We start from the raw sequence: 22,215 nt of genomic DNA on the forward strand, positions 1-22,215 counted from the left end.
CGGTCAGACCGCCGGGCGGTCCAGCCCGAGGTTGTCGCGCAGGGTGGGTCCGAGGTAATCGGCGTGGAAGTAGCCGCGGTCCTGGAGCTCCGGCACCAGGGTCTGGCAGATGATCTGGAACCCGCCCGGGTAATACGGTGCGTTGACGTTGAAGCCGTCGCACGCGTACTGCTCGAACCAGTCCACCATGATGTCGGCCACGGATGACGGCGTCCCCGCGATCCACTGGTGTCCGGTGGAACGAGCCTGATCGATGATGAGTTCTTTGAGCGTCATTCCCTGGTCGACGCTCTTGAGTCGGTAGAGGTCGTATCGGCTGCCCATCGAGGGGTCGTCGGAGAACCACTCCGCCGGGATCGACTCGTCGATGTCGAGCTCCGAAAGATCCATCGACAACGACGCAGCCAGCTGTTCCCGGCCGTTCTCCAGGTGGACGAAGCCTGCCAGCTCGTCGGCGAGCTCATTGGCCTCGGCCTGAGTATTCCCCAGGATCGGCATGATGCCCGGCAGGATCTTCACTTCGTGCGCGGCGCGCCCCTTCTTGACGGCGAGGTCTTTGAAACGCGCGTAGAAGTCGATCGACCGATCCAGCAAGGGCTGCGCGGTGTAGATGATGTCGCCGAATGCGGTGCCCAGTTCGACGCCGGGTCCGGACGAACCGGCCTGCGCCATGACGGGGCGCCCCTGGGGGCTCCGTGGGAAGGTCATGGGACCTTCGATCTGGAAGTAGTCGCCGTGGTGGTCGATCCGGTGGATCTTGCTGGTGTCGGCCCACCATCCGCTCTCGCGGTCGACGATGACGGCGCCATCCTCCCAGCTGTCCCACAGGGCGACGACGGCCTCGACGAACTCTGTCGCGCGTCGGTAGCGCACGGTGGGGTTCGGGGTCGCTTCGGCACCGAAGTTCTTGTGGCCGTCGGAGCTGGTCACGATGTTCCAGCCCGCGCGTCCGTCCGAGAGATGGTCGACCGCGGCGATCTGGCGGGCCACGTTGTACGGGTGTCCGAACGAGGTCGACATCGTTCCGACCAGCCCGATGCGTGAGGTCAGGGCCGACAGCGCGCCAAGGGTGGCGATCGGCTCGTAGAGCCCGTTCATCTTGATGTCGCCGCGCAGAATGGTGTTCGCGTGCGAGATGTCGCCGAAGAACACGGCGTCGAACTTCGCGTCCTCCGCCATCTTCACGAGCTCGGCGAGAAAGCCGAGCTTCCCGAGCTCTTCAGCGCGGCTGTCGGGGCGACGCCAGCTGTCCTTGTGGTATCCGGCGGGCAGCATGAATGTGGTCAACGCCATGCGCTCGTTGCGTGCTCCCATTGCGGTGGCTTCCTTCCTTGGACGTTCCTCGCCGCCATCCTGACAGCCCCAGAAAGTCACTTCAATGGGAAGTTCTTGGCCACCTTCTTCAACGTTCTTGATGATATGTGACAGCATTCGCCTCTGTCGGCGTCGTGGTGCGCGCACCTATCGTGGGCGATCGGCAGACCACGACGGCTCGGAGGGCGAGAATGGATGAAGATGCGGATCAGTCAGCGGATGCGGTCACGTCGGAGCAGTACCGCGACGTCGCGGGGCACTTCGCGTCCGGGGTGACGGTCATCAGCACGCGCGAGGGTGCGGACCTGTACGGCACGACGGCCTCGGCCGTCTCGTCGCTGTCGCTGGATCCTCCCATGATGCTGATGTGCTTGAACGTCTCCTCGGTGACGCACGACGCGGTGATGCGCGCGGGCGTGTTCGGCATCAGCATCCTGGCGGCCGGACAGGACCACCTCGCCTACCACTTCGGCCGTCGCGGACCGGACAAGTTCGCTTCGGTGCCGCATCGCCTGGGCTCCGGGGCCGTGCCGGTGCTCGACGGGGCGTTGGCCACGGTCGTGTGCGAGGTCGAGAGCACGGCGCGCGGCGGAACGCACACGGTGTTCCTCGGCAGGGTGCGGGAGGCGGAGACGTCCGCGCGCGAGCCGCTCGCGTACTACCGCGGCAAGCTCGGGCGACTGGCCGACAGCGCCGAGCGCAACGCCTACGAGGAGGTCCGCTCGGCGATTCTGCACCGCAGAACGCCCCTCGGGGAGGCGATCGACGTCGACGCGCTCGCTGGCACCGTGGGCGCCGAACCCGCTCAGGTGCGCAACGCCCTGATCAGTTTGACCGGTGAGGATCTGGTGACCCGGTCGGATGACGGATCGCTGGAGCCGACGCCCATCACGGCGCAAGTGGTCGCCGACAACTACCAGGCGCGGTTGCGGATCGAGGTCGGGGTCCTGGAGTCGCAGCTGGCGACGATGTCCGGCGAGGTCAAGGACAAGCTCGTGGAGATCGGCGATGCCATCGCCCGCGTCCGGGCCGAGAACCCCGACGGCTTGGAGGAGTACCTTCAACTCAACGTCGACTACCACAGCGTGCTGGTCGGCTCATCGGGCAGTGAGCAGCTCGTGGCGAGCTTCCGAAAGCTCGGCATCGGCACCGTGTGGCGCCAGGGGCTGACCGGCGACGAATGGGCGGCCGAACTCGACAACCGGCACATCGCCGAGTTGACCGGCGCGGTGCTCAGCGGTGACCTGGCGCGGGCGGAGGGGGCACTGCGACGCCACAGCGACGTCGCCTCGGCGCTGGCCGCCCGCGTCATCGGCCGAGCGGGCGGCGTCGTGTGACTAAATCAGGTTTCCTGACAAATGTTGGCAGGTTTTCCCAGTTTTCTTACACGTTTGTACTTGCCACGATAGACGGACATACCCGTTCGGCACCGACGCCGGACTGCGCATCAGCGACGATGCGATCGATCGGACATAGCTTTTCCGGATCGCTCGCTCGGTGCGTCGCCACGATGCCCGACAACAGAGACAGCAACCCGGAGGTTCTCACATGAAAGCTCTTTCCCGCGGCGCACACCGCGTCTTGCTCGCGGCGACCCTGACGGCGGCCGCCGTGGCGCTTTCCGCGTGCAGCGCAGACGACGCGGCCCCGGCATCCAGCGGAGCCGCCGGCGGCGACGCGTTGACGCCGGTGCGGCTCGTGGTCGCGCCGATTCATTTCGAGGCCGCGCACATCGCCCAAGAGCAGGGGTACTTCGCCGATCACGGCCTCGAGGTCGAGATCATCTCGGGCGGTGCACCGCTGCAGAACATCGCGATGGCCGTCAGCGGCGAAGCGGATATCGTCACCGGATCGTGGGGGACGGCGGTCACCTCGATCGCCCAGGGCATGCCGCTGCAAGTCATCGGCGGAAACGGGTACACCAGCGCGGACTTCGCGACCTCCGGCGTCGTGGTGTCCGCCGACAGCCCGATCCAGGACGTCGCCGACCTGGAGGGCACGACGATCGGCATCCAGGGCCTGAACACCGGCAGCGAGGTGCCGCTGTTCTTCGCCGCCGAGGATGCCGGCATCGCACCGGATTCCTTCGAGCGGGTCGAACTGGCCTCGACGGCGATGGCGACCTCCCTCGAGGAGGGAACGGTCGATGCCGTTCTGGCGTCGGCGCCGTTCTTCAATCAGCTCGTTGCCGCCGGTGACCGCGTGATCTCCGAGCCCTCGATGGAGTTCCTGCCCCACGCGCCGGTGACGGTGTGGACGGTGACCGACGACTGGCTGGCGCAGAACGCCGACACCGCGGAAGCGTTCGATCTGGCGATGGCCGAGGCGGCGGAGTTCTACATGGACCCCGCGAACGGTGACGCCGTGCTCGACATCACCGCCCGCGTGAGCCAGGTCGACAAGTCGACGCTCAGCGCCGAGTCCCTCATCCCTATCAGCGTCGCGATCAACGTGGAAGCCGCCCAGAAGCAGCGCGACGGATTCGTGCAGTTCGGCATCGTCGAGTCCGCGCCGACGGTGGACGAGATCCTCTGGGAGGGTGCGCCGCGCAGCGAGTGATCTCCGGGCCGTCGCCTGACCGAGCATCGTCGAAAGAAGAACACGTCGTGGAGAGACCATGAACCACAGCGCACGCGCAGACGGCGCCGTCCTGCTGATACAGCGGATCCTGGCGGTGCTCGTTCTGCTCCTGATCTGGCAGGCGGGCGTCTGGACGGGACTGTTCCCGTCCGCCGTCCCCAGCGTCATGGACGTGCTCCAGTCGACCGTCGGGCTCCTGGTGTCACCGACGTTCTGGGTAGCACTGGGCCAGACGATCGGCTCCGCGGTGGTCGGTTGGGCGCTGGCGGCGGTAGCGGGAATCGTGCTCGGGCTGTTGATCGGAAGCACGCCGCTGCTGGAGCGGATGACATCGATCCCGGTCGAGTTCGGCAGGGCGTTCCCGATCATCGCGCTGCTGCCGGTCGTGGTTTTGATTCTCGGGGCGAACTCGAGGATGGAGATCTTCATGGTCGCGCTCAGCTGCCTGTGGCCGATCCTGGTCCAGACGATCTACGGCGCTCGCCGTCAGGACCTCGCCGTCGTCGACACCGTCCGGGTCTTCCGCATCCCCGCACTGCTGCGGTTCCGTCGCGTTCTGCTCCCGGCGGCGATGCCGTTCATCACGACCGGGCTGAGACTGGCCTCATCGATCGCCATTCTCGTCGCCGTCGGGATCGAGGTGCTCAGCCAGACTCCGGGGATCGGCCGGCAGATCACGCTCGCTCAGGAAGCGCAGCGGTGGGATCTCGCCTTCGCGTATCTCCTGTTCGCGGGTCTGGTGGGCTGGGCCATCGCCGCCGGGCTGCAGGCGGTCGAAGCGCGCACGATGCGTTGGAGCCGACGGAGGGAGGACTGAGATGAACCGTGCGACTCCTCTGGTGCGTACCGCCGAGCGGCTCGTCGTGGTCGTCCTCCTGATCGCGCTGTGGTGGTTCGCGTCGGCCGGCAGCACGTCCGTGTTCTTCCCGCCGCTGTCGACGATCCTCGACGTCCTATGGCGGGACCTGACCAACGGGGTGCTTCCCGCCGCGGCCGTCTTCTCGCTGACGAACCTGTTCCTGGGTCTGCTGATCGCGCTGGTGATCGGTGTCGTTCTCGGCGTGGTGATCGGCGAGACGGAACGGTTCCGTCTCATCGTCGATCCCATCATCCACTTCGCCCGCTCGGTGCCGCAGGCGGCCCTGGTGCCGCTGATCATCGGTGCGTTCGGGCTGGGCGCGGGACCGAAGGTGTACTCGATCGCCCTGGCGACGGTGTGGCCGATCCTGTTGAACACGATCGACGGGGTGCGGGGGCTCGACCCCTCGATCCGGCGGGTCTCGCGCTCGTTCCTGATCCCGTCGATGCTGCACTTCCGGCGCGTCGTGCTCCCTGCCGCCATGCCGCAGATCGCGGCCGGGTTCCGTGTCGCGCTGCCGATCGGGATCACCGTGATGGTGGTCAGTGAGTTGTTCGCCGCGAACAAGGGACTCGGCTTCTACATCCTCAACAGCGCGAGCACCTTCCGGCTCGCCGAGACCTGGGCCGGGGCCATCGTGGTGGGCATCATCGGCTATGTGCTCGCGCTCCTATTCGTCGTTTTCGAACGCCGGGCACTGGCCTGGTACTTCACCTCGGGCGCGAAGTAGCCCGGAATCTGAGGAGAACATGAATCAGCAGACTTCGCCCCACACGGGGACGGCGACCATCCCCGGCAACACCCTGCTCCAGGTGCGGGGCCTCACGATGAGCTACGGCACCGGCGACAGTGAGAACAAGATCCTCGAGGACCTGACCCTGGATGTGAAACCGGGGGAGTTCGTGTCGATCGTCGGTCCCTCGGGGGTCGGCAAGACCACGCTGCTGCGGTGCTTGTCCGGGCTCCTCACACCCAAAGCGGGCGAGATCCGCGTCGGAGACGAGCGCATCAGCGGCCCGCACCGCGACGTCGGGGTCGTCTTCCAGGACTACAGCCGCTCGCTCATGCCGTGGATGACGACGCTGGACAACGTCGCGTTCCCGCTGCAGGGGAGGGGGGCGCGCAAGGGCGAACGCAACTCGGTGGCCGAGGAGTACCTGGAGGCGGTCGGTCTCGCCGGCCAGGGGAACAAGTTCCCCTGGGAGATGTCGGGCGGGATGCAGCAGCGCGTGGCGATCGCGCGCGCGCTGGCGTACCAGGCGAAGATCCTGCTCATGGACGAGCCGTTCGCCTCGGTGGACGCGCAGACTCGGTTCGACCTGGAAGACCTCGTGATCGACCTGCACGCGAATCTGGGCGTCACGATCATCCTCGTCACCCATGACATCGACGAAGCGCTCTACCTCGCCGATCGCGTCGTCGTCATCGCGCAGAAGCCCGCAACGGTCGTCGACGTCATCGAGACCGGATTCGGAAGCCATCGCGACCAGGTCGCGACCAAAGCCGACCCGGGCTTCCAGAGCGCCCGCGCCCGAATCCTGGGCATCCTGCGCGATCACTGAGGCCGCGGGTCACTCCCGCTCGCGCAGATCGGCCAACAGTCCGCGCAGCATCCGATTGGTCTGCGCGATCTCGGATGGCGACAGGTGCGCCTGGATGATCTCGTAAGCCTCCATCGCCGACGGCTCCATCGCGGCGCGCATCCGCGCGCCCTCGGGGGTCAGGAAGAGGGGACGCGACCCGCGGGGGCCGTCGGAGAGGACGATCATCTCCTTCTCGGTCAGCGCGGTGACGCTGCGGGACACGAGCGCCTTGTCCACGTCGATCAGCTCGGCCAAGGCGGTCGCGGTCACCCCGGGCTGCAGCGCGACGAAGGAGAGCACGCGCCAGTCGTTGGAGGCCAGACCGAATCGGCTCCGGAACAGGCGCGCCTCCCGGCGCAGCAGGCCGTTGGCCACCAGCACCAGCAGACGCGGCGTGAAGTCCTCGGGCAGGATGGGACCGACGATGCTGTCGGGCACGGCACCCCGGGGCGGGCGCGCGGTCGGCTCGCGTTCGGGCTCATCGGCGTCGGTCACGCGCACCATCCTCCCATCCGGCCGCCGCGCGGCGGTGCTTCGGCGCGGGGGTCAGCCGAAGGCGGTGATGACGCTGCGGGCGCTGGCCCCCGAGGCCAGCTCGGCGCAGGCCGCGTCGATGTGATCGAGGGAGATCTCCGGGGCGATGAGGTCGCTGAGGTTGAGCCTGTCCTGCAGAAACAGGTCCGCGTAGAGCGGGACATCGCGCGCGACCACGGCACTGCCCATGAACACGCCCCGCACGGTGCGTTGCGCGCCGATGAGCTCCATCGGGTCAAGATCGAGCCGCGCGCCCGGTCGGTGGATGCCGATGAGGTTCGCCGCGCCGCCGATCGCGGTCATGCGGATCGCCTGCAGCGAGGTCGCCGGGAGCCCGATCACCTCGAAGGAGTGATCCACACCGCCGCCGGTGATCTCCTGCACGGCCGCGACCGGGTCCTGCGCGCCGGCATCCACCACATGGGTGGCGCCGAAGGCGCGGGCCAGGTCGAGTTTGGCCGGTTGCAGGTCGACCCCGATCACGGTCTCGGCGCCAGCGAGCCGGGCTCCGGACAGCACGTTCAAGCCGACGCCGCCTAGACCGATGACGGCGACCGAGTCGCCGACGCGCACCGTCGCCGAGCGCGTGGCCGCTCCGACGCCGGTGATCGTGGCGCAGCCGAGGATGGCCGCTTCGGGGAACGGGATCGCCTCCGGAACACGCGCCACCTGATGCTCGTGCACCAGCACGGCGGAGGCGAAACCGCCGACCCCGAACGCCGGCCACACCGGTGTGCCATCCGGGCGGGCCAGCCGCGGTGGCTGGTCGGGTGCGCGTTCGGTGGCGTGGGCGTTGCGGCACAAGGCCGTGCGTCCGGCGCTGCAGGAGGGACACTCGCCGCAGAACTGCACGAGTGAGGCGACGGCGCGGTCCCCGACGGCGAGACCGGTGACGGCGGTTCCGACCGCGCGCACGACCCCGGACACCTCGTGGCCGTAGACGGCGGGCAGCGGGAATCCCATGTCGGTGGTCACCGCGCTGAGGTCCGAGTGGCACAGCCCCGACGCGCGGGTGTCGATGAGCACCTCCCGGGGCTGCGGGTCGTCGAGGATCAGTTCTTCCCGTGTGAACGGCGCGCCGACGGCGGTCGTGACCGCGGCAATGACGGTGGTTGGCATGCTCTCACTCCGCGTGTTACAGGTAGACGGACTTGATCGTCTGGAACGCGCGCATCCCCTCGATGCCCAGCTCGCGGCCGAGGCCGGAGTCCTTGACTCCGCCGAACGGTGCGTTCATGTCCGGGGCGTAGTGATTGACCCCGATGGTGCCGGTCTCCACCCGGCGTGCGACCTCGAGCGCCCGGTGGGCGTCGGTGCTGAACACCGCCCCTCCCAGGCCGTACCGCGTGTCGTTGGCGATCCGCACGGCGTCGTCGACGTCCTCGTACGCGAGGACGGTGACCACTGGCCCGAAGACCTCATCCTGCGCGATCGGATCCCGGGGTGAGAGATCGTCGAGGATCGTGGGGGCGAAGTAGTTGCCGCCACGATCGCGCGGGGCGCCGCCGCCGGTGAGAACACGCGCCCCCGCGGTGCGCGCGGCGGTCACCATGTCGGTGACGCGGGTGCGGATCCGCTCGGAGGCGAGCGGACCGATCTCGGTGTCCTCGTCGCGCGGGTCGCCGATCCGAAGACTCTCCGCGGCGGCGACGAGGGCATCCGTGAGCTCGCGTTGACGCGCCCGCGGGACGAGGACACGGGAGAGCAGGAAGCAGGTCTGCCCCGTGTTGAAGAACGACGAGGTCCGCAAAGTTGCGACCGTCTCGTCGAGATCGGCGTCGTCGAGCACGATCGCCGCTGATTTCCCGCCGAGTTCGAGGGTGACCGGGATGAGCCGCTGCGCACAGGCGGTCGCGATCGTGCGGCCCGCGGCCGTCGACCCGGTGAAGCTCACCTTGTCGACCCCGTCATGCTCGACGAGGGCACGTCCTGCTGCGGTCGCGCCGGTGACGACGTTGATGACACCGGCGGGAAACCCGATCGCTTCGGCGGCACGGGCGATCAGGAGCGCGTCGAGCGGGGTCTCCGGTGCGGGCTTGATGACCGTCGTGCATCCGGCGGCCAAGGCCGGAGCCAGTTTCCCGAACAACTGCACCTGGGGGAAGTTCCACGGGATGATGAGGGCGGCGACGCCGACCGCTTCGTAGCGGATCACGGTCGTTCCCGGTCCGGATGCCTTGGGCCGTTCCTGTTCCACCGACGTCTCCCGCGCGAGCTGTGCGTAGTACCGCAGGTAGGCGGCCGGCAGGTGGGTGCTGGCCACGCGAGAGAACTGGATCGGCTGTCCCATCTCAGCGGTCACCACGGCAGCGTTGTCGCCGCCGCGCCGCGCGACCTCGTCGGCGAGCCGCTCGAGCCACTCGGCTCGTTCCTGGGGGCTCAGGCGGGGCCAGGGCCCCTCGTCGAACGCGCGTCGCGCGGCCCGCACCGCCCGGTCGACGTCGGCGGCATCGCTGTCGGGTGCGCTCCCGACGCGTGTCCCGTGCGCGGGATCGATCACGTCGAGCCGCGAGGCCGCAGAGCGGTCCCACGAGCCGCCGACGAAGTTGGCGTCGAACTCCAGGGTCGGGGTCGGAGAAGTGGCGGTCGAGTCCATGCGCGTGCTCCTGTCTGTCGTGTCGGCGGGTGCGTTCACGAGTCGGTTCGCGGCGCGTCGGCCCACAGCAGCTCATCGACGGGCGGCGCATCGTCGACGATCCCGAACTCGATGTAGCTGTCTCGCGCGAGCGTTGCCGGGACGATGTTGATGTCGACTCCCATCGGCGCGTAGCCGGCGGGGTCGAGGCTTGCCCGGTCGACGGCGCTGTACTCCGCGGTGACATCCATGACGGCGTCCATGTTCGCCGGGTCCATGTAGAACGCGTCCGCCTGCCGCATCGCCGCAACGAACTTCTCGGCGACGTCGGCGTGGGTGGTGAGCCAGTTGTCGGTCACCGTCCACACGGTGATGGGTCCACCCCCGATGAACTCCTCGGTCGGGTGCGAGATCGCGCGCTGTCCGGCCGCGACCATCTGCTGATAGAACGGGTTGGAGACGAGTACGGCATCGACGGTGTTCTCGTCGATGGCGGTCGGCATGGCGCTGGAGGCCAGTTCGATGAGCGTGACGTCGTCGGGAGCGATCCCCACCGACTGCAGGGCGAGGTACAGGCCGACCTCGCTGCCGGTGTTGAGCCCTTGCACGCCGATCGTGGCGCCCCGGAGCTCCTCGAGCGTCTGGATGTCGCTGCCGGCGTTGACCATGAGCGCACCGGCGGCCTGTGCCACGTCGGTACTGGAGCGTCCGTTTCCTGCGATGACCTTCAGCGGCAGCCCCTGTTGATTCGCCGTGATCGCCATCCCCCAGGATCCGGTGATGATGTCGGCCTCGCCGCTGACGGCCATGGCGGCGTTCTGCTGGGGCGCACCCCCGGGGATGATCTCGACGTCGAGGCCCTGCTCGGCGAAGTAGCCCTCGTCGCGTGCGATGTAGGCGGTCTCGAACTGAATCGGGGCGACGACCAGCCGGATCGACGTGACTTCCGCTGCCGAGCCCTCGCCGGAGGTCCCCGGGTCGGCGGAAGTGCCGCTGCACCCGCTGAGCGCGACGGCTCCGGCGACGGCCCCCGCCAGGGCGAGGCGTCCGAACGCGCGCGGGGTGCGGCGGGTGCGTGCGGCGTGTGGGCGAGATTTCATGATGACCTCCGTCGTTGCAGGACTGTCGCCCGCGAGATCCCGGGCCGACGGCTCGGTGCCGTCGGATGGTGCGGACGTGACCCGAGGCTAACCCGGTTTAGTTGAGGAATCAATTAGATGATTATCAGACTAAATGAGCAATCAACGAAGGCGGGCTGACAATGCGGGTGAGTGACGCCGCAGATTTCAATAATCACATTGCAATTCGTTTATATGTGTGCTGAAATGGAGGCATGGACGCGGAGCCGGGGCTCACCGAGGCGGCGCAACTGTTCAAGGTCCTCGGCAGTGAGTCGAGGCTGGGGCTGTTGCGGCTGATCGGCGACCGGCCGCGCACGGTGGGGATGCTGGTGGACGCGACGGGAATGTCGCAGCCGCTGGTGTCGCAGCACCTGCGCATGCTGCGGCAGGCCGGGCTGGTCTCAGCCGACCGCAACGGGAAGGAGATCACGTACACGCTGGCGGACAGACACGTCAGTCACGTGATCGAGGACGCGCTGGTCCACGTCCAGGAGAACGTCGGGGACGCGCTCGGCGAGGCGACGAACTCTGCGTGAGCCGTCGCCGACATCACCACATCACAACACGAATGAGGGGCATCATGACCATTACGGACGCACACACCGAACACCACACCGTTGCCGATCACGAGCACGGCGACGGCTGCGGACACGAAGCGGTCGCGCACGGCGACCACATCGACTACGTGCATGGCACGCACCGTCACGCGCTGCACGGCGACCACTACGACGAGCACGAGTCGGTCGCCGAACACACCCTCGCCGACCACAGCCACGGCGACGGCTGCGGGCACGAGGCGATCGCGCACGGCGACCACGTGGATTACCTCCACGACGGTCACAAGCACGCTGTGCACGGTGACCACTACGACGAGCACTGACCCGGTGAAGGCGGGGTGCGCGGCAACCGCCGGGCACCCCGCCTTCAGTCATGTCCCGGCTATGCCCGTTCGGCGACCCAGAACGTGTCGCGCAGCCCGGTGAGCAGCAGCCCGACACTCGCCGCCTCCATCGCGACGACCGCGGGCGCGGGGTGCCGATAGTCGAACTCGACCGTCTCCTCGGTGAGGACGCGCTCGCCTTCCAGGCTGAGGTAGGTCATCCGCCACCGCATGAGTTCGGTGTCGACCGGACGGGCTTCGGCGATCCCGCGGTAGGTGAGGTCTCCGACGGTCACCGCGGTGAACTCGTACGGCTCGACGCGCGTGGGGCGCTCGGGGTGCTGCAGGTCGAGGAGCGCCACCCCGTCCCGGGGCAACCGGGCGGCGAGCTCGGCGAGCACCGCGGCTCGCTCGCCCGGGTCGAAGTGCCCGAGCACGCCGATCGCGAGCGCGCCGCCGAGGCGCGCAGGCAGGGTGGCCGAGAAGAAGTCCTCCGGGCGCACCGTGATTCGTCGATGCCAGTCGGGGCGCGCCGCGACCCGCGACAGCATCAAGGACCGCATCGCCGGGCTCGGTTCCAGCGCCACCACGCGGGCATCGGGGAGCGCGTCGAGGACGTCCGCGCTGAGCGCACCCGAACCCGCGCCGATGTCGAGGATCGGTCCCGCCGGCGGCTGCAAGCGGGCCAGGACCGCCGCCAGTGCGGCCGATTGGCCGGGGCGCGCGGCGGCCGAGAACAGATCGTAGGCGCGGGCGGAGGCAGCGTAGGGATCGTTCGTCATGGTGACGATAGTAGTTATCGTCACCATGACGGACGCCGCGTCACGCGTCGAAATTGAGGCTGAGCTTGCGCAGCAGTGCGGCGAGCCGATCCCGGTCGACGCGCGGGAGCACGGCCAGCAGGTGCGCCTCGGCGTCCACCAGGCGCGTGATGGCAGCATCCACCCGCAGCCGACCGTCGTCGGTGAGGATCACGAGGATGCTGCGTCCGTCGGCCGGGTCGCCCGCGCGCCGCACCAGGCCGCGCGCCACGAGACGATCGATGCGGTTGGTCATCGTCCCGCTGGAGACGAGCGTCTGCTGCAGGAGCTGCTTCGGGGTGAGCTGGTAGGGGGCCCCGGCGCGGCGCAATGCCGACAGCACATCCCACTCCCACGCCTCCAGGTCGCTGCGCCGAAACGCCTCCCGTCGGGCCCGGTCCAGATGGCGGGACAGCCGGTCGACACGAGACAGCACTTCCAAGGGCGAGAAATCGAGGTCGGGGCGCTGACTCTCCCAGGCCTCGACGATGCGATCGACTTCGTCGTGCTCGGGCTCCATGGCCCCATTATCTCGCGCGGGCGCTGTCGGAACCGGTCGCGCCCGCATGGCAGACTTGTGAGGTGGGGCCCGTCCCGCGGGCGCTCCACGGTCCGCCGTAGTGTAACGGCAGCACGACAGCCTTTGGAGCTGTGAGGTCCAGGTTCGAATCCTGGCGGCGGAGCATGACGGAAACCACTCTCGACCCGTCCCTCACCGTCGTCATCCTCGCGGCCGGCCAGGGCACGCGGATGAAGTCGGCGCTGCCGAAGGTGCTGCACACGATCGGCGGCCGGCCGCTCGTGGGACACGTGCTCGACACGGCGCGCGACCTGGCACCCTCGCACGTGCTGGTGGTCGTCCGCCACGAGCGAGACCTCGTCGCTGAGGCCGTCCTGGGTGTGTCGCCGGAAGTGGTCGTGGTCGATCAGGATGACGTGCCCGGCACGGGGCGTGCAGTCGAGCTCGCGCTGGACTCGGTGCCCGCTTTCGACGGCGACGTGCTCGTGCTGAGCGCCGATGTCCCTCTGCTGGATGCCGACGCCCTCGGCGCCCTGGTGGCGGGGCACCGCCGGGCGGCGGCGGCGGCGACCCTCCTGAGCGCCGTGCTCGACGACCCCGCCGGATACGGCCGCGTGATCCGCGACGATTCCGGCGGCGTCGATCGCATCGTGGAGCACAAGGACGCCACCGCCGAAGAGGCGGCCGTCCGTGAGATCAACGCGGGGGTGTACGTCTTCCGCGCGCGCGAGCTGCGCGCCCGGCTCCCGCTGGTCGGGACCGAGAACGCGCAGCGGGAGAAGTACCTCCCCGACGTCATCGGGATGCTGCGCCGAGACCGGCTCCCCGTGGCCGCGCGCGTCGCCGACGACCCCTCCCTCACCCTCGGGGTGAACGACCGAGCGCAGCTGGCCGACGTCGGCAAGCTCCTCAACGCCCGCACGGTGCGGCGCTGGCAGCTGGCCGGCGTGACCGTGCAGGACCCCGCCACGACGTGGATCGATGTGACCGCCGAACTCGCCCCCGATGTCACCGTGCTTCCCAACAGCCATATCCTCCGGGCCTCGACGGTCGCCACCGGCGCCGTCATCGGGCCCGACACGCGCCTGGTCGACACGGAGGTCGGCGAGGGGGCCACCGTCACCCGTACCGACGCGACCCTCGCCGTCATCGGTGCGCGGGCGAACGTCGGGCCGTTCGCGTATCTGCGTCCGGGCACCCGGCTGGGCGCGGAGGGCAAGATCGGCACCTTCGTCGAGACCAAGAACGCCGCGATCGGCGACGGCAGCAAGGTACCCCACCTCTCCTACATCGGCGACACGACGATCGGGCGCGGTGTGAACCTCGGCGCGGGTGCGATCACCGCCAACTACGACGACCTCGCCAAGCACCGCACCGAGATCGGTGATCACGTGCACTCGGGGTCGCACAACGTGTTCGTCGCGCCCGTTAGGATCGGAGACGGCGCCAAGACCGGCGCCGGCGCCGTCATCCGCAAGGATGTTCCCGCCGGTGCGCTGGCCTTGAGCGTCGCTCCTCAGCGCAACGTCGAGGGGTGGGTCGAGAAGAACCGACCGGGTACCGGAGCCGCGGACGTGGCGGCCCGCTCCCGGTCCGCACAGAAAGCGGACGATGGCGCGCAAGAAGAAGGCTGAACCCGAACGCGACGACATCGCCCCTGGGCTGGTCGTCAAGACGAAGAAGCGCCTCGTCGTCGCCTCGGGCTCGTCCCACAGCATCCTCGCCCGGCAGGTCGCCGACGAACTCGGCACCGAGCTGGCGCCGACCGAGCACCGCGTGTTCGCCTCCGGCGAGGTCCTGACCCGCTTCCAGCGTTCCGTCCGCGGCTGCGACATCTTCCTCATCCAGTCCTTCGGCCCGCCCGTCAACGAGTGGATGATGGAACTGCTCATCATGCTGGATGCCGCCAAGCGCGCGTCCGCCAAGCGCATCACCGTCGTGGCCCCCTACTACCCCTACTCGCGTCAGGACAAGAAAGGCCGCGGACGCGAGCCGATCAGTGCGCGGCTGGTCGCCGACCTGTTCAAGACCGCCGGTGCCGACCGCGTGATGAGCGTGGATCTGCACGCCGCGCAGATCCAGGGCTTCTTCGACGGTCCCGTCGATCACCTCTTCGCCAAGCCGGTCCTGCTGGATCACTTCGAGCGCACGTTGTCGGTGGAGGACCGGGCGAATCTCACCGTCGTCTCGCCCGACACCGGCCGCGTCCGGGTCGCCGACACCTGGTCGGACAGCCTGGGCGCGCCGCTGGCGATCATCCACAAGCGTCGCGACCCGAACGTCGCCAACCAGGTCACCGTCAACGACATCGTCGGCCACGTGGAGGGCCGGGTCTGCCTGCTCGTCGACGACATGATCGACACCGGCGGCACGATCGTCAAGGCCGCGCAGGCGCTCAAGGCCAACGGCGCCGAGAAGGTGATCGTCGCGGCCACGCACGCGATCTTCAGCGATCCCGCCGTCGACCGGTTGCAGGACTTCTCCATCGACGAAGTGGTGGTCACCGACACGCTGCCGTTGCCGCCGCAGAAACACTTCCCGGGGCTGACGATCCTGCCGATCGCGCCGCTGCTAGCGCGGGCCATTCGCGAGGTGTTCGAAGACGGGTCCGTCACCAGCATGTTCGACGGTGCCGCCTGACCGGGCACGGATTCACCGCGAACACATAGCCAGGACGGTGTCGCTGGGGAGGTCGGCCCGCTAGCGTGGCACCGTCCCCGCATTCGGTGGGGCGCGACAGGAGGAACGTGATGATCCGTTTCCGCACACCACGCTCCGTTCGCGGGGGAATCGCCGTCGGCTCGGCCGTCGGCATCGCGTTTCTCGCTGGCTGCGCGGGCGGTACCGACAGCGCCGCGAGCGACACCACGCCGGCGCCCGACGCTCCGGCGTCGACGGAATCGACGACCGGCGGCGGTACCTACCGCGACGGCACCTACTCCGGCGAGGGCAGCTACGTCACCCCCGAGGGGAACATGGAGACCGTGCAGGTGACGGTCGCGCTCGCGGACGACGTCGTGACATCGGTCGAGGTCGCCGGCGACCCGCAGAAGCACGAATCCCAGGAGTACCAGGCGAAGTTCATCGGCGGCATCTCCGATGTCGTCGTCGGCGTCGACATCGACGAGCTCTCGGTCAGCCACGTCGCGGGATCGTCGCTGACCAGCGGCGGGTTCAACCAGGCCATCGAACAGATCAAGTCCGAAGCCGCCGCGTAGTGCCGGCGCAACGAGCTGCCGCGCGCCGCAGCGCGCTCACCGGGACCGCGTGGCGCTTCGACGCCATCGGGACGCGGTGGATCGTGCGCGCCGAGCCGATGCCGCCGGAGACCGTGCGCGCGGAGCTGATGGCGGCGATCGAGCGGTTCGACCGCGAGTGGTCGCGGTTCCGCGCCGACTCGCTGGTGTGCCGCCTGGCGCGCGAGGCGGGCCGGGTGCCCGCGCCGCCCGACGCGCAGGTCATGCTCGAGGCCTTTCGGCAGGTGTCCGACGCGACCGGCGAGGCGGTCAACCCGCTCGTGGGGGACAGTCTCGCCCGCCGTGGCTACGACGCCGGACTGTCGCTGAGCGACCGCGGCGCCCACCCCGCTCCGTCGCCGTGGCAGCGCGTGCTCACGTGGGACGACGGCGAGCTGGCGCTCACCCGCCCAGCCACGATCGACGTCGGCGCCCTCGGCAAGGGGCGCCTCGTCGACATCGTCGCCGGCATCGTCGCCGAGCACACGCCCGGCCGGGTCGTGGTCGATGCCGGCGGCGACATCGCGGTGCGGGGATCGGCCGAGCCGATCGGGTTGGAGCATCCCTTCGACACGTCGCGGGCGATCGGCGTGTGGCGGGTCGCCGATCGGGCGTTGTGCGCGTCGGCGGTCAACCGCCGGGCGTGGGGTGACGGGCTGCACCACGTGCTCGATGCGCGCACGGGCGAGCCGGTGCGCACGATCGCGGCGACCTGGGTGTGCGCGGACACCGCGATGCGCGCGGACGCGGTCGCGACGGCACTGTTCTTCGACGGCGGGCCGCGCCTCGCGCACGCGTGGGGTGCCGACTGGGTGCGGATGACCACCACCGGCACCGTGGAGTGGTCGCCCGGGTGCGATGCCGAACTGTTCCTGGGCCGATAGCGTGGCAGCGATGTTCGCCCCGGTGCTGACCTTCTGGAACCGCGTGCTGGCGGTGATCGGGCGCGTCTCGATGTACCGGCTGGCGGCGCTGGCGCTGACGCTGCTGTCGGTGATCGCGCTGGCGCTGGCGGCGGAGGGCATCCTCGCGTATTCCCCGCGGGAGATGCTGGCGAGCATCGCCGTGCTGGTCGGTGCCACGACGGTCACCGACCTCATCGCGCACCGGCTGGTCGGCCGGCCGTGGCGCCCGGAGTCGACGGTCACCACCGCGCTCATCCTGTTCTTCGTGCTGCGCCCGACGGTGGAGCCGCTCGCCCTGCTGGGTCTGCTGCTGGCGGCGGTCGCGGCCGCCGCGTCGAAGTACCTGCTCGTGTGGCGCGGTCGTCACGTCTTCAATCCGGCCGCCGTCGGGGTCACGGTGTTCACCCTCGCCGGCCTCGCCGCCCCGGGCCTCGGCGCGGCGGCGTGGTGGGTGGGAACACCCTTCCTCGCTGGCCCCGTGCTGGTGCTGGGACTGCTCGTGCTGGTCCGTACCGAGAAGGTGCGCGTTGTGGCGCTGTTCCTCGTCGTCGCCGTCGCCCTCTTCTTCGTGCGGGCCTGGTCCCAGTACGCCGCGAGCGGAATGAGCTTCGACGCCGGCGCCCTGTTCTGGCAACTGCTGTGGAGCTCGCCCTTCCTGTTTCTCGGGCTGTTCATGGTGTCCGAGCCGCTGACCCTCCCGCCGCGGCGATGGCAGCAGTACGTGGTCGCCCTCGTCATCGGAACCCTGGCCGGCTGGCCGATCCCCGTCGGCAGTATCACTCTGGGGCAGGAACGGGCGCTGCTGATCGGAAACCTGGCGGCGTTCTGCTTCGCTGCGCGCTCCGCGGTCCGGCTGACTCTCCTCGACCGCGTGCACGCTACTCCCACGGTGCGGGAGCTGACCTTCCGGGCGAACCACCGCTTCCGGTTCGAGCCCGGGCAGTACCTCGAGCTGGAGGTGCCCCATTCGCACCCGGACGCGCGGGGCACCCGACGCGAGTTCAGTATCGTGTCGGCACCGGAAGATCTGCCGCGCGTCACGATCGCTCTGCGCGAGGGCTCGAACTCCAGCTACAAGCGCGCTCTGGCCGCGGTCGCCCCCGGCGAGGCGCTGCCAGTGACGGGCGTGTGGGGCGACTTCGTGCTGCCGCCGAATCCGGCGACACCTGTCGTGATGGTCGCCGCCGGGATCGGTGTCACACCGTTCGTCTCGCAGCTGCGTCAGCTGCGCCACAGCGGCCGATACCGCGATGTCGTGCTCGTCTACGTCGCCTCGGTCGCCGCCGAACTCGCGTTCCGGGACGACCTGGCCGAGGCCGGCATCCCCGTGATCGTCGTGTGCGGCACCGAGCCGGAGGCGCTCCCTGCCCGGTGGCGCTGGACCGGGGGAGGGCGGCTGACCGCCGACGCGCTGCTGAGCGATGTCCCCGACATCGCCCGGCGCCACGCCTTCGTGTCGGGGCCGCCGCGGATCATCGCCGAGCTCACCCCCGCGCTGCGCGAAGCGCGCGCGATCACGACCGACGCCTTCGCCGGCTACTGATCCCCGCCTGCGGGTACCACCCCGCGCTCGGCGGGGAGGCGCACCTCGAACGTCGTCGAGCCGGGGCGGCTGTCGGCGGTGATCGTGCCGTGGTGGGCGTCGACGATGGCCTTCGCGATCGATAGCCCCAGCCCCGTGCCGCCGGTCCGGCGCGCGCGGGAGCTGTCGGCGCGGGCGAACCTCGCGAACAGCCCATCGGCGACGGCGGGATCGATCCCCGGTCCGGTGTCGTGCACGCGCAGCACACCCGCGTCACCGTCCGCGAACACGGATGCCGTCACGCGGGTCCCCGGCGGCGTGTGGGTCGCCGCGTTCGCCAGCAGATTCACGGCCACTTGCTGGATGCGGGCGCTGTCGGCGGCGATCACGACCGGGTCGGGCGCGACGTCGATGACCCAGGCGTGGTCGGGCCGGGCGACCTGCGCGTCGGCGACGGCATCGACGGCGAGGCGGGTCAGGTCGACCGCGCCGTAGACCAGTTCGGTCCCCTCGTCGAGCCGTGCCAGCAGCAGCAGGTCCTCCACGAGGGTCGTCATCCGCAGCGACTGCGCCTGGATGCGTTCGAGCGCCTGCTCGGTGTTCTGCGACCGGGGGTCGGCCGCGGCGGCGTCGTCTTCGGCGTGCTGCTGCCGGATACCGCGCAGGGAGAGCTCCGAGTAGCCGCGGATCGACGCGAGCGGTGTGCGCAGTTCGTGGCTCGCGTCGGCGACGAACGCGCGCATGCGTTCCTCGTTGCGTTGCCGGGCCGCCAGTGATGCGTCGACGTGGTCGAGCAGCGTGTTCAGCGCCGCGCCCACGCGCCCGATCTCGGTGCGCTCGTCGGCCTCCTCGGCCGGAACACGGTGGTGGATGGTCACCTCGCCCTCCGACAGCGGCTGGGATGCGACCCGGGTCGCGGTCTCGGCGACCGCGCGCAGCGGTCGCAGCGAATAGCGGATCACGATCGCGACGGTGACCGCCAGCAGGAGCAGCCCGCCCGCCGTCAGCATCCCGACGGTGAGCAGGATCCGCCCGATCGTGCCGGTGACCTCCGAGGTCGGCATGCCGACGATGACATACATCCCGGAGGGGTCATCCAGCGTGTGCACGCGGTACTCGCCGATCCCCGACACGGTCACGGTGGACCAGCCGCGCCGGTGGTCGTCGGTCGTGACGCCGGAGATCTGTGCCGTGTCGAGGGTGATCACCGTCCCCTCCGGGTCGACGTAGGCGCCCGTGGTGCCTGACAGACTCCGCCCGATCAGCAGCGTGCCGACCTCCTGTCTGCCGTCGGTCAGGGCTTCGGCGGCCGTACTGCTCGGGGTCCAGCGCACGCGCACCGAACTGACCTTGGCGTCGAGGTTGTCGCGCAGGATCGCCCCGAGCGCGGTCCCGGTGGCCAGGCCCACGGCGATCAGGATCAGGGAGACGAACGAGACGACGGTGATGATCAGCCGGGTCTGCAGACTCGACCGCCGCCGGGCGGTCATTGCGGCGCTTTGATCATGTAGCCGACGCCGCGCACGGTGTGGATGAGCGGTTCCCGGCCCGCGTCGATCTTCTTGCGGAGGTAGGAGATGTACAGCTCCACGACGCTGGAGCGCCCGCCGAAGTCGTAGTTCCACACCCGGTCGAGGATCTGCGCTTTGGATACGACGCGGCGAGGGTTTCGCATCAGGAAGCGCAGCAGCTCGAACTCGGTCGCGGTCAGCTCGATCTGGGTGTCGTCACGCTCGACCTCGTGCGAGTCTTCGTTGAGCGTCAGATCGCCCACGCGCAGGATCGGGTCGGCGCCGTCGGCCACGGTCGCGCCGGCCCGGCGCATGAGACCGCGCAGCCGTGCGACGACCTCCTCCAGGCTGAACGGCTTGGTGACGTAGTCGTCGCCGCCGGCGGTGAGCCCGGCGACCCGGTCGGCGACGGCGTCCTTCGCGGTGAGGAACAGCACCGGCACGTCGTTGCCGGCCTGGCGCAGCCGCTGCAGCACCGCCATGCCGTCGAGGTCGGGCATCATGATGTCGAGGACGAGCGCGTCCGGGTCGAACTCGCGCGCCGCGGTGAGCGCATCGAACCCGGACGCGGCGGTGCGCACGTCCCAGCCCTCCATCCGCAGGGCCATCGAAAGCAGATCGGTGAGCATCTGCTCGTCGTCGACGACCAGGACGCGCAGGGGCGACCCGTCGGGACGGTGTAGTGCGGTGGCGGCGGCGGGAGCGGTCATGACTCCCATTGTGGCCTCGCGGCTATGAGTTTCCTATGGCGAACCCTATGCGTGCGCTGTGAGTGTCACCGCGACCGCCGCGGCGGCCCCGGCCGGTCAGTGGGTGTCGACGGCCTCGACTTCGGAGCGGTCGCCGGACCACAGCGTGTGGAACGTGCCGTCCTTGTCGATGCGCCGGTACGTGTGCGCACCGAAGAAGTCGCGCTGCCCCTGGATGAGGGCGGCGGGGAGGCGCTCGGCGCGCAGCCCGTCGTAGTACGACAGTGATGAACTGAACGCCGGTGCCGGGATGCCCGCGCCGGCGGCGACCTGCACGATCCGGCGCCACGCCGTCTGGCTCCGCGCGAGCGCGTCGACGAAGTACGGTGCGGTCAGCAGCACCGGCAGCTCCGGTTCGGCCGCGTAGGCGTCCGCGATCCGGTTCAGGAACTGCGCGCGGATGATGCAGCCGGCACGCCAGATCTTCGCGACCGCACCGAGGTCGATCACCCAGCCGTACTGGGCCGCGCCGGCACGGATCTCGTCGAAGCCCTGCGAGTAGGCGACGATCTTCGAGGCGTAGAGGGCTTGGCGCACCTCCTCGACGAACGCATCGACGTCGTCGACGGTGAACGAGTCCTCGGCGGGGCCGGGGAGAGCGCCCGAGACGGCGCGCTGCTCGCGGTGGCTGGACAGCGAACGCGCGAAGGTGGCTTCCGCGATGCCCGACACGGGGACGCCCAGGTCGAGCGCCGTCTGCACGGTCCAGGCACCGGTGCCCTTGGCGCCGGCCGAGTCGAGGATCACGTCGACCAGCGGACGACCGGTGTCGGCGTCGACCTGGCGGAGAACCTCGGCGGTGATCTCGATCAGGTAGGACTCCAGTTCGCCGCGGTTCCACTCGGCGAAGATGTCGGCGATCTCGGCGGGCGACTTTCCGGTGCCGCGGCGGATGAGGTCGTATGCCTCGGCGATCAGCTGCATGTCGGCGTACTCGATGCCGTTGTGGACCATCTTGACGAAGTGGCCGGCCCCGTCATGGCCGATGTGGGTGACGCACGGCTCGCCCTCGGCGACCGCGGCGATCGACCGCAGGATCGGGCCGAGGGTCGTCCAGGCCTCATCGGGTCCGCCGGGCCTGAGCGACGGGCCCCGCAGCGCACCTTCCTCGCCGCCGGAGACTCCCATCCCGACGAAGTTGAAGCCGCGTTCGCGGACCGCCTTCTCGCGGCGGATGGTGTCGGTGAACAGCGCGTTGCCGCCGTCGATGATGATGTCGCCCGGCTCGAACACGGTCATCAGCTCGTCGATGACGGCGTCGGTGGGGCCGCCGGCTTTGACCATGATGATCGCGGTGCGCGGCGCGGTCAGCGAGGCGGCGAACTGTTCGTAGGTGAACGCGGGGACGAACTCGGCCTCGGGGTGCGCGGCGACCAGGTCGTCGGTCTTGGATCGCGAGCGGTTGAACACCGCGACGGTGTTGCCTTCCCGGGACGCGAGGTTGCGTGCGAGGTTCGACCCCATCACGGCAAGCCCCACAACTCCGATGTTCGCTGACTGGTCGCTCACGTATCCTCCTGGGGGTC

Annotated in this window: 22 protein-coding genes and 1 tRNA gene; 13 read left to right on the forward strand and 10 right to left on the reverse strand. The window is 69.4% G+C overall.

Translation table 11 applies throughout. The features are described from left to right. Positions 1-3: 3 nt before the first annotated feature. Complete coding sequence (locus ACK5KK_RS11640; protein WP_416890244.1) at positions 4-1,293, reverse strand: NtaA/DmoA family FMN-dependent monooxygenase; 1,290 nt, start codon at positions 1,291-1,293, stop codon at positions 4-6. A gap of 212 nt (positions 1,294-1,505) precedes the next feature. On the opposite strand from ACK5KK_RS11640, the gene ACK5KK_RS11645 reads away from it, so the two are divergent. From ACK5KK_RS11645 to ACK5KK_RS11665, 5 genes are all read left to right on the forward strand, one after another. Continuing rightward, positions 1,506-2,651 carry a flavin reductase gene (locus tag ACK5KK_RS11645; RefSeq protein WP_416890245.1) on the forward strand — a complete coding sequence of 382 codons (1,146 nt, stop codon included), beginning with the start codon at positions 1,506-1,508 and terminating at the stop codon, positions 2,649-2,651. A 211-nt stretch (positions 2,652-2,862) separates the two neighbouring features. Then, positions 2,863-3,873: an ABC transporter substrate-binding protein gene (locus tag ACK5KK_RS11650; RefSeq protein ID WP_416890246.1), complete on the forward strand. Its 1,011-nt coding sequence runs from the start codon at positions 2,863-2,865 to the stop codon at positions 3,871-3,873. A gap of 58 nt (positions 3,874-3,931) precedes the next feature. Then, on the forward strand, positions 3,932-4,711 hold the full coding sequence (locus ACK5KK_RS11655) for an ABC transporter permease (protein ID WP_416890247.1): 780 nt from the start codon (positions 3,932-3,934) through the stop codon (positions 4,709-4,711). Position 4,712: 1 nt separating this feature from the next. Then, on the forward strand, positions 4,713-5,483 hold the full coding sequence (locus ACK5KK_RS11660) for an ABC transporter permease (RefSeq protein WP_416890248.1): 771 nt from the start codon (positions 4,713-4,715) through the stop codon (positions 5,481-5,483). Positions 5,484-5,502: 19 nt separating this feature from the next. Beyond that, complete coding sequence (locus ACK5KK_RS11665) at positions 5,503-6,315, forward strand: ABC transporter ATP-binding protein (protein WP_416890249.1); 813 nt, start codon at positions 5,503-5,505, stop codon at positions 6,313-6,315. Between the two features lie 9 nt (positions 6,316-6,324). Here ACK5KK_RS11665 and ACK5KK_RS11670 read toward each other — a convergent pair whose 3' ends face one another. The 4 genes from ACK5KK_RS11670 to ACK5KK_RS11685 are packed head-to-tail and all read right to left on the reverse strand — an operon-like array spanning position 6,325 to position 10,545. Continuing rightward, positions 6,325-6,831 (reverse strand): MarR family winged helix-turn-helix transcriptional regulator, encoded by a 507-nt coding sequence (locus ACK5KK_RS11670; protein WP_416890250.1) that lies wholly within the window; start codon positions 6,829-6,831, stop codon positions 6,325-6,327. A gap of 51 nt (positions 6,832-6,882) precedes the next feature. Further along, positions 6,883-7,989, reverse strand: a complete 1,107-nt coding sequence (locus ACK5KK_RS11675) for a zinc-binding dehydrogenase (protein ID WP_416890251.1) — start codon at positions 7,987-7,989, stop codon at positions 6,883-6,885. A gap of 16 nt (positions 7,990-8,005) precedes the next feature. Further along, positions 8,006-9,466: an aldehyde dehydrogenase gene (locus tag ACK5KK_RS11680; protein WP_416890252.1), complete on the reverse strand. Its 1,461-nt coding sequence runs from the start codon at positions 9,464-9,466 to the stop codon at positions 8,006-8,008. 35 nt (positions 9,467-9,501) lie between these two features. Next, on the reverse strand, positions 9,502-10,545 hold the full coding sequence (locus tag ACK5KK_RS11685) for an ABC transporter substrate-binding protein (RefSeq protein ID WP_416890253.1): 1,044 nt from the start codon (positions 10,543-10,545) through the stop codon (positions 9,502-9,504). A gap of 233 nt (positions 10,546-10,778) precedes the next feature. Here ACK5KK_RS11685 and ACK5KK_RS11690 point away from each other — a divergent pair, with 233 nt between their 5' ends. Together ACK5KK_RS11690 and ACK5KK_RS11695 are read left to right on the forward strand one after the other, a co-directional pair. Continuing rightward, a complete protein-coding gene (locus ACK5KK_RS11690) occupies positions 10,779-11,102 on the forward strand; it encodes an ArsR/SmtB family transcription factor (RefSeq protein WP_416890254.1) in 324 nt (107 codons plus the stop codon). A gap of 44 nt (positions 11,103-11,146) precedes the next feature. Beyond that, entirely contained in the window at positions 11,147-11,446 is a 300-nt protein-coding gene (locus ACK5KK_RS11695) for a hypothetical protein (RefSeq protein ID WP_416890255.1), read from the forward strand. A 59-nt stretch (positions 11,447-11,505) separates the two neighbouring features. Here the strand turns inward: ACK5KK_RS11695 and ACK5KK_RS11700 are convergent, their stop codons facing one another. Together ACK5KK_RS11700 and ACK5KK_RS11705 are read right to left on the reverse strand one after the other, a co-directional pair. Further along, a complete protein-coding gene (locus ACK5KK_RS11700) occupies positions 11,506-12,228 on the reverse strand; it encodes a class I SAM-dependent methyltransferase (RefSeq protein ID WP_416890256.1) in 723 nt (240 codons plus the stop codon). A 40-nt stretch (positions 12,229-12,268) separates the two neighbouring features. Further along, positions 12,269-12,766 (reverse strand): MarR family winged helix-turn-helix transcriptional regulator, encoded by a 498-nt coding sequence (locus ACK5KK_RS11705; RefSeq protein WP_416890257.1) that lies wholly within the window; start codon positions 12,764-12,766, stop codon positions 12,269-12,271. A gap of 91 nt (positions 12,767-12,857) precedes the next feature. On the opposite strand from ACK5KK_RS11705, the gene ACK5KK_RS11710 reads away from it, so the two are divergent. From ACK5KK_RS11710 to ACK5KK_RS11735, 6 genes are all read left to right on the forward strand, one after another. Next, positions 12,858-12,929, forward strand: a tRNA-Gln gene (locus ACK5KK_RS11710). Position 12,930: 1 nt separating this feature from the next. After that, positions 12,931-14,400: a bifunctional UDP-N-acetylglucosamine diphosphorylase/glucosamine-1-phosphate N-acetyltransferase GlmU gene (gene glmU / locus ACK5KK_RS11715; protein ID WP_416890258.1), complete on the forward strand. Its 1,470-nt coding sequence runs from the start codon at positions 12,931-12,933 to the stop codon at positions 14,398-14,400. Continuing rightward, positions 14,378-15,406 carry a ribose-phosphate diphosphokinase gene (locus ACK5KK_RS11720; RefSeq protein WP_416890259.1) on the forward strand — a complete coding sequence of 343 codons (1,029 nt, stop codon included), beginning with the start codon at positions 14,378-14,380 and terminating at the stop codon, positions 15,404-15,406. The genes glmU and ACK5KK_RS11720 overlap by 23 nt, the downstream gene beginning before the upstream one ends. 110 nt (positions 15,407-15,516) lie before the next feature. Then, positions 15,517-15,984: a hypothetical protein gene (locus ACK5KK_RS11725; protein WP_416890260.1), complete on the forward strand. Its 468-nt coding sequence runs from the start codon at positions 15,517-15,519 to the stop codon at positions 15,982-15,984. Then, positions 15,984-16,886, forward strand: coding sequence for an FAD:protein FMN transferase (locus tag ACK5KK_RS11730; protein WP_416890261.1), 903 nt, complete (start codon positions 15,984-15,986; stop codon positions 16,884-16,886). The genes ACK5KK_RS11725 and ACK5KK_RS11730 overlap by 1 nt, the downstream gene beginning before the upstream one ends. Before the next feature lie 10 nt (positions 16,887-16,896). Beyond that, entirely contained in the window at positions 16,897-18,450 is a 1,554-nt protein-coding gene (locus ACK5KK_RS11735; protein ID WP_416890262.1) for an FAD-dependent oxidoreductase, read from the forward strand. On the opposite strand, the gene ACK5KK_RS11740 is transcribed toward ACK5KK_RS11735, so the two are convergent. The 3 genes from ACK5KK_RS11740 to gndA form a co-directional block, all read right to left on the reverse strand. Further along, positions 18,444-19,919, reverse strand: a complete 1,476-nt coding sequence (locus ACK5KK_RS11740) for a sensor histidine kinase (RefSeq protein ID WP_416890263.1) — start codon at positions 19,917-19,919, stop codon at positions 18,444-18,446. The genes ACK5KK_RS11735 and ACK5KK_RS11740 overlap by 7 nt on opposite strands. After that, positions 19,916-20,650, reverse strand: coding sequence for a response regulator transcription factor (locus ACK5KK_RS11745; protein ID WP_416890264.1), 735 nt, complete (start codon positions 20,648-20,650; stop codon positions 19,916-19,918). Before ACK5KK_RS11745 ends, ACK5KK_RS11740 begins: the two co-directional genes overlap by 4 nt. A 96-nt stretch (positions 20,651-20,746) precedes the next feature. Next, on the reverse strand, positions 20,747-22,198 hold the full coding sequence (gndA, locus tag ACK5KK_RS11750; protein ID WP_416890265.1) for an NADP-dependent phosphogluconate dehydrogenase: 1,452 nt from the start codon (positions 22,196-22,198) through the stop codon (positions 20,747-20,749). Positions 22,199-22,215: the final 17 nt, after the last annotated feature.

Source organism: Microbacterium sp., assembly GCF_047972865.1.
In the GTDB taxonomy this organism is placed as follows: Bacteria; Actinomycetota; Actinomycetes; order Actinomycetales; family Microbacteriaceae; genus Microbacterium.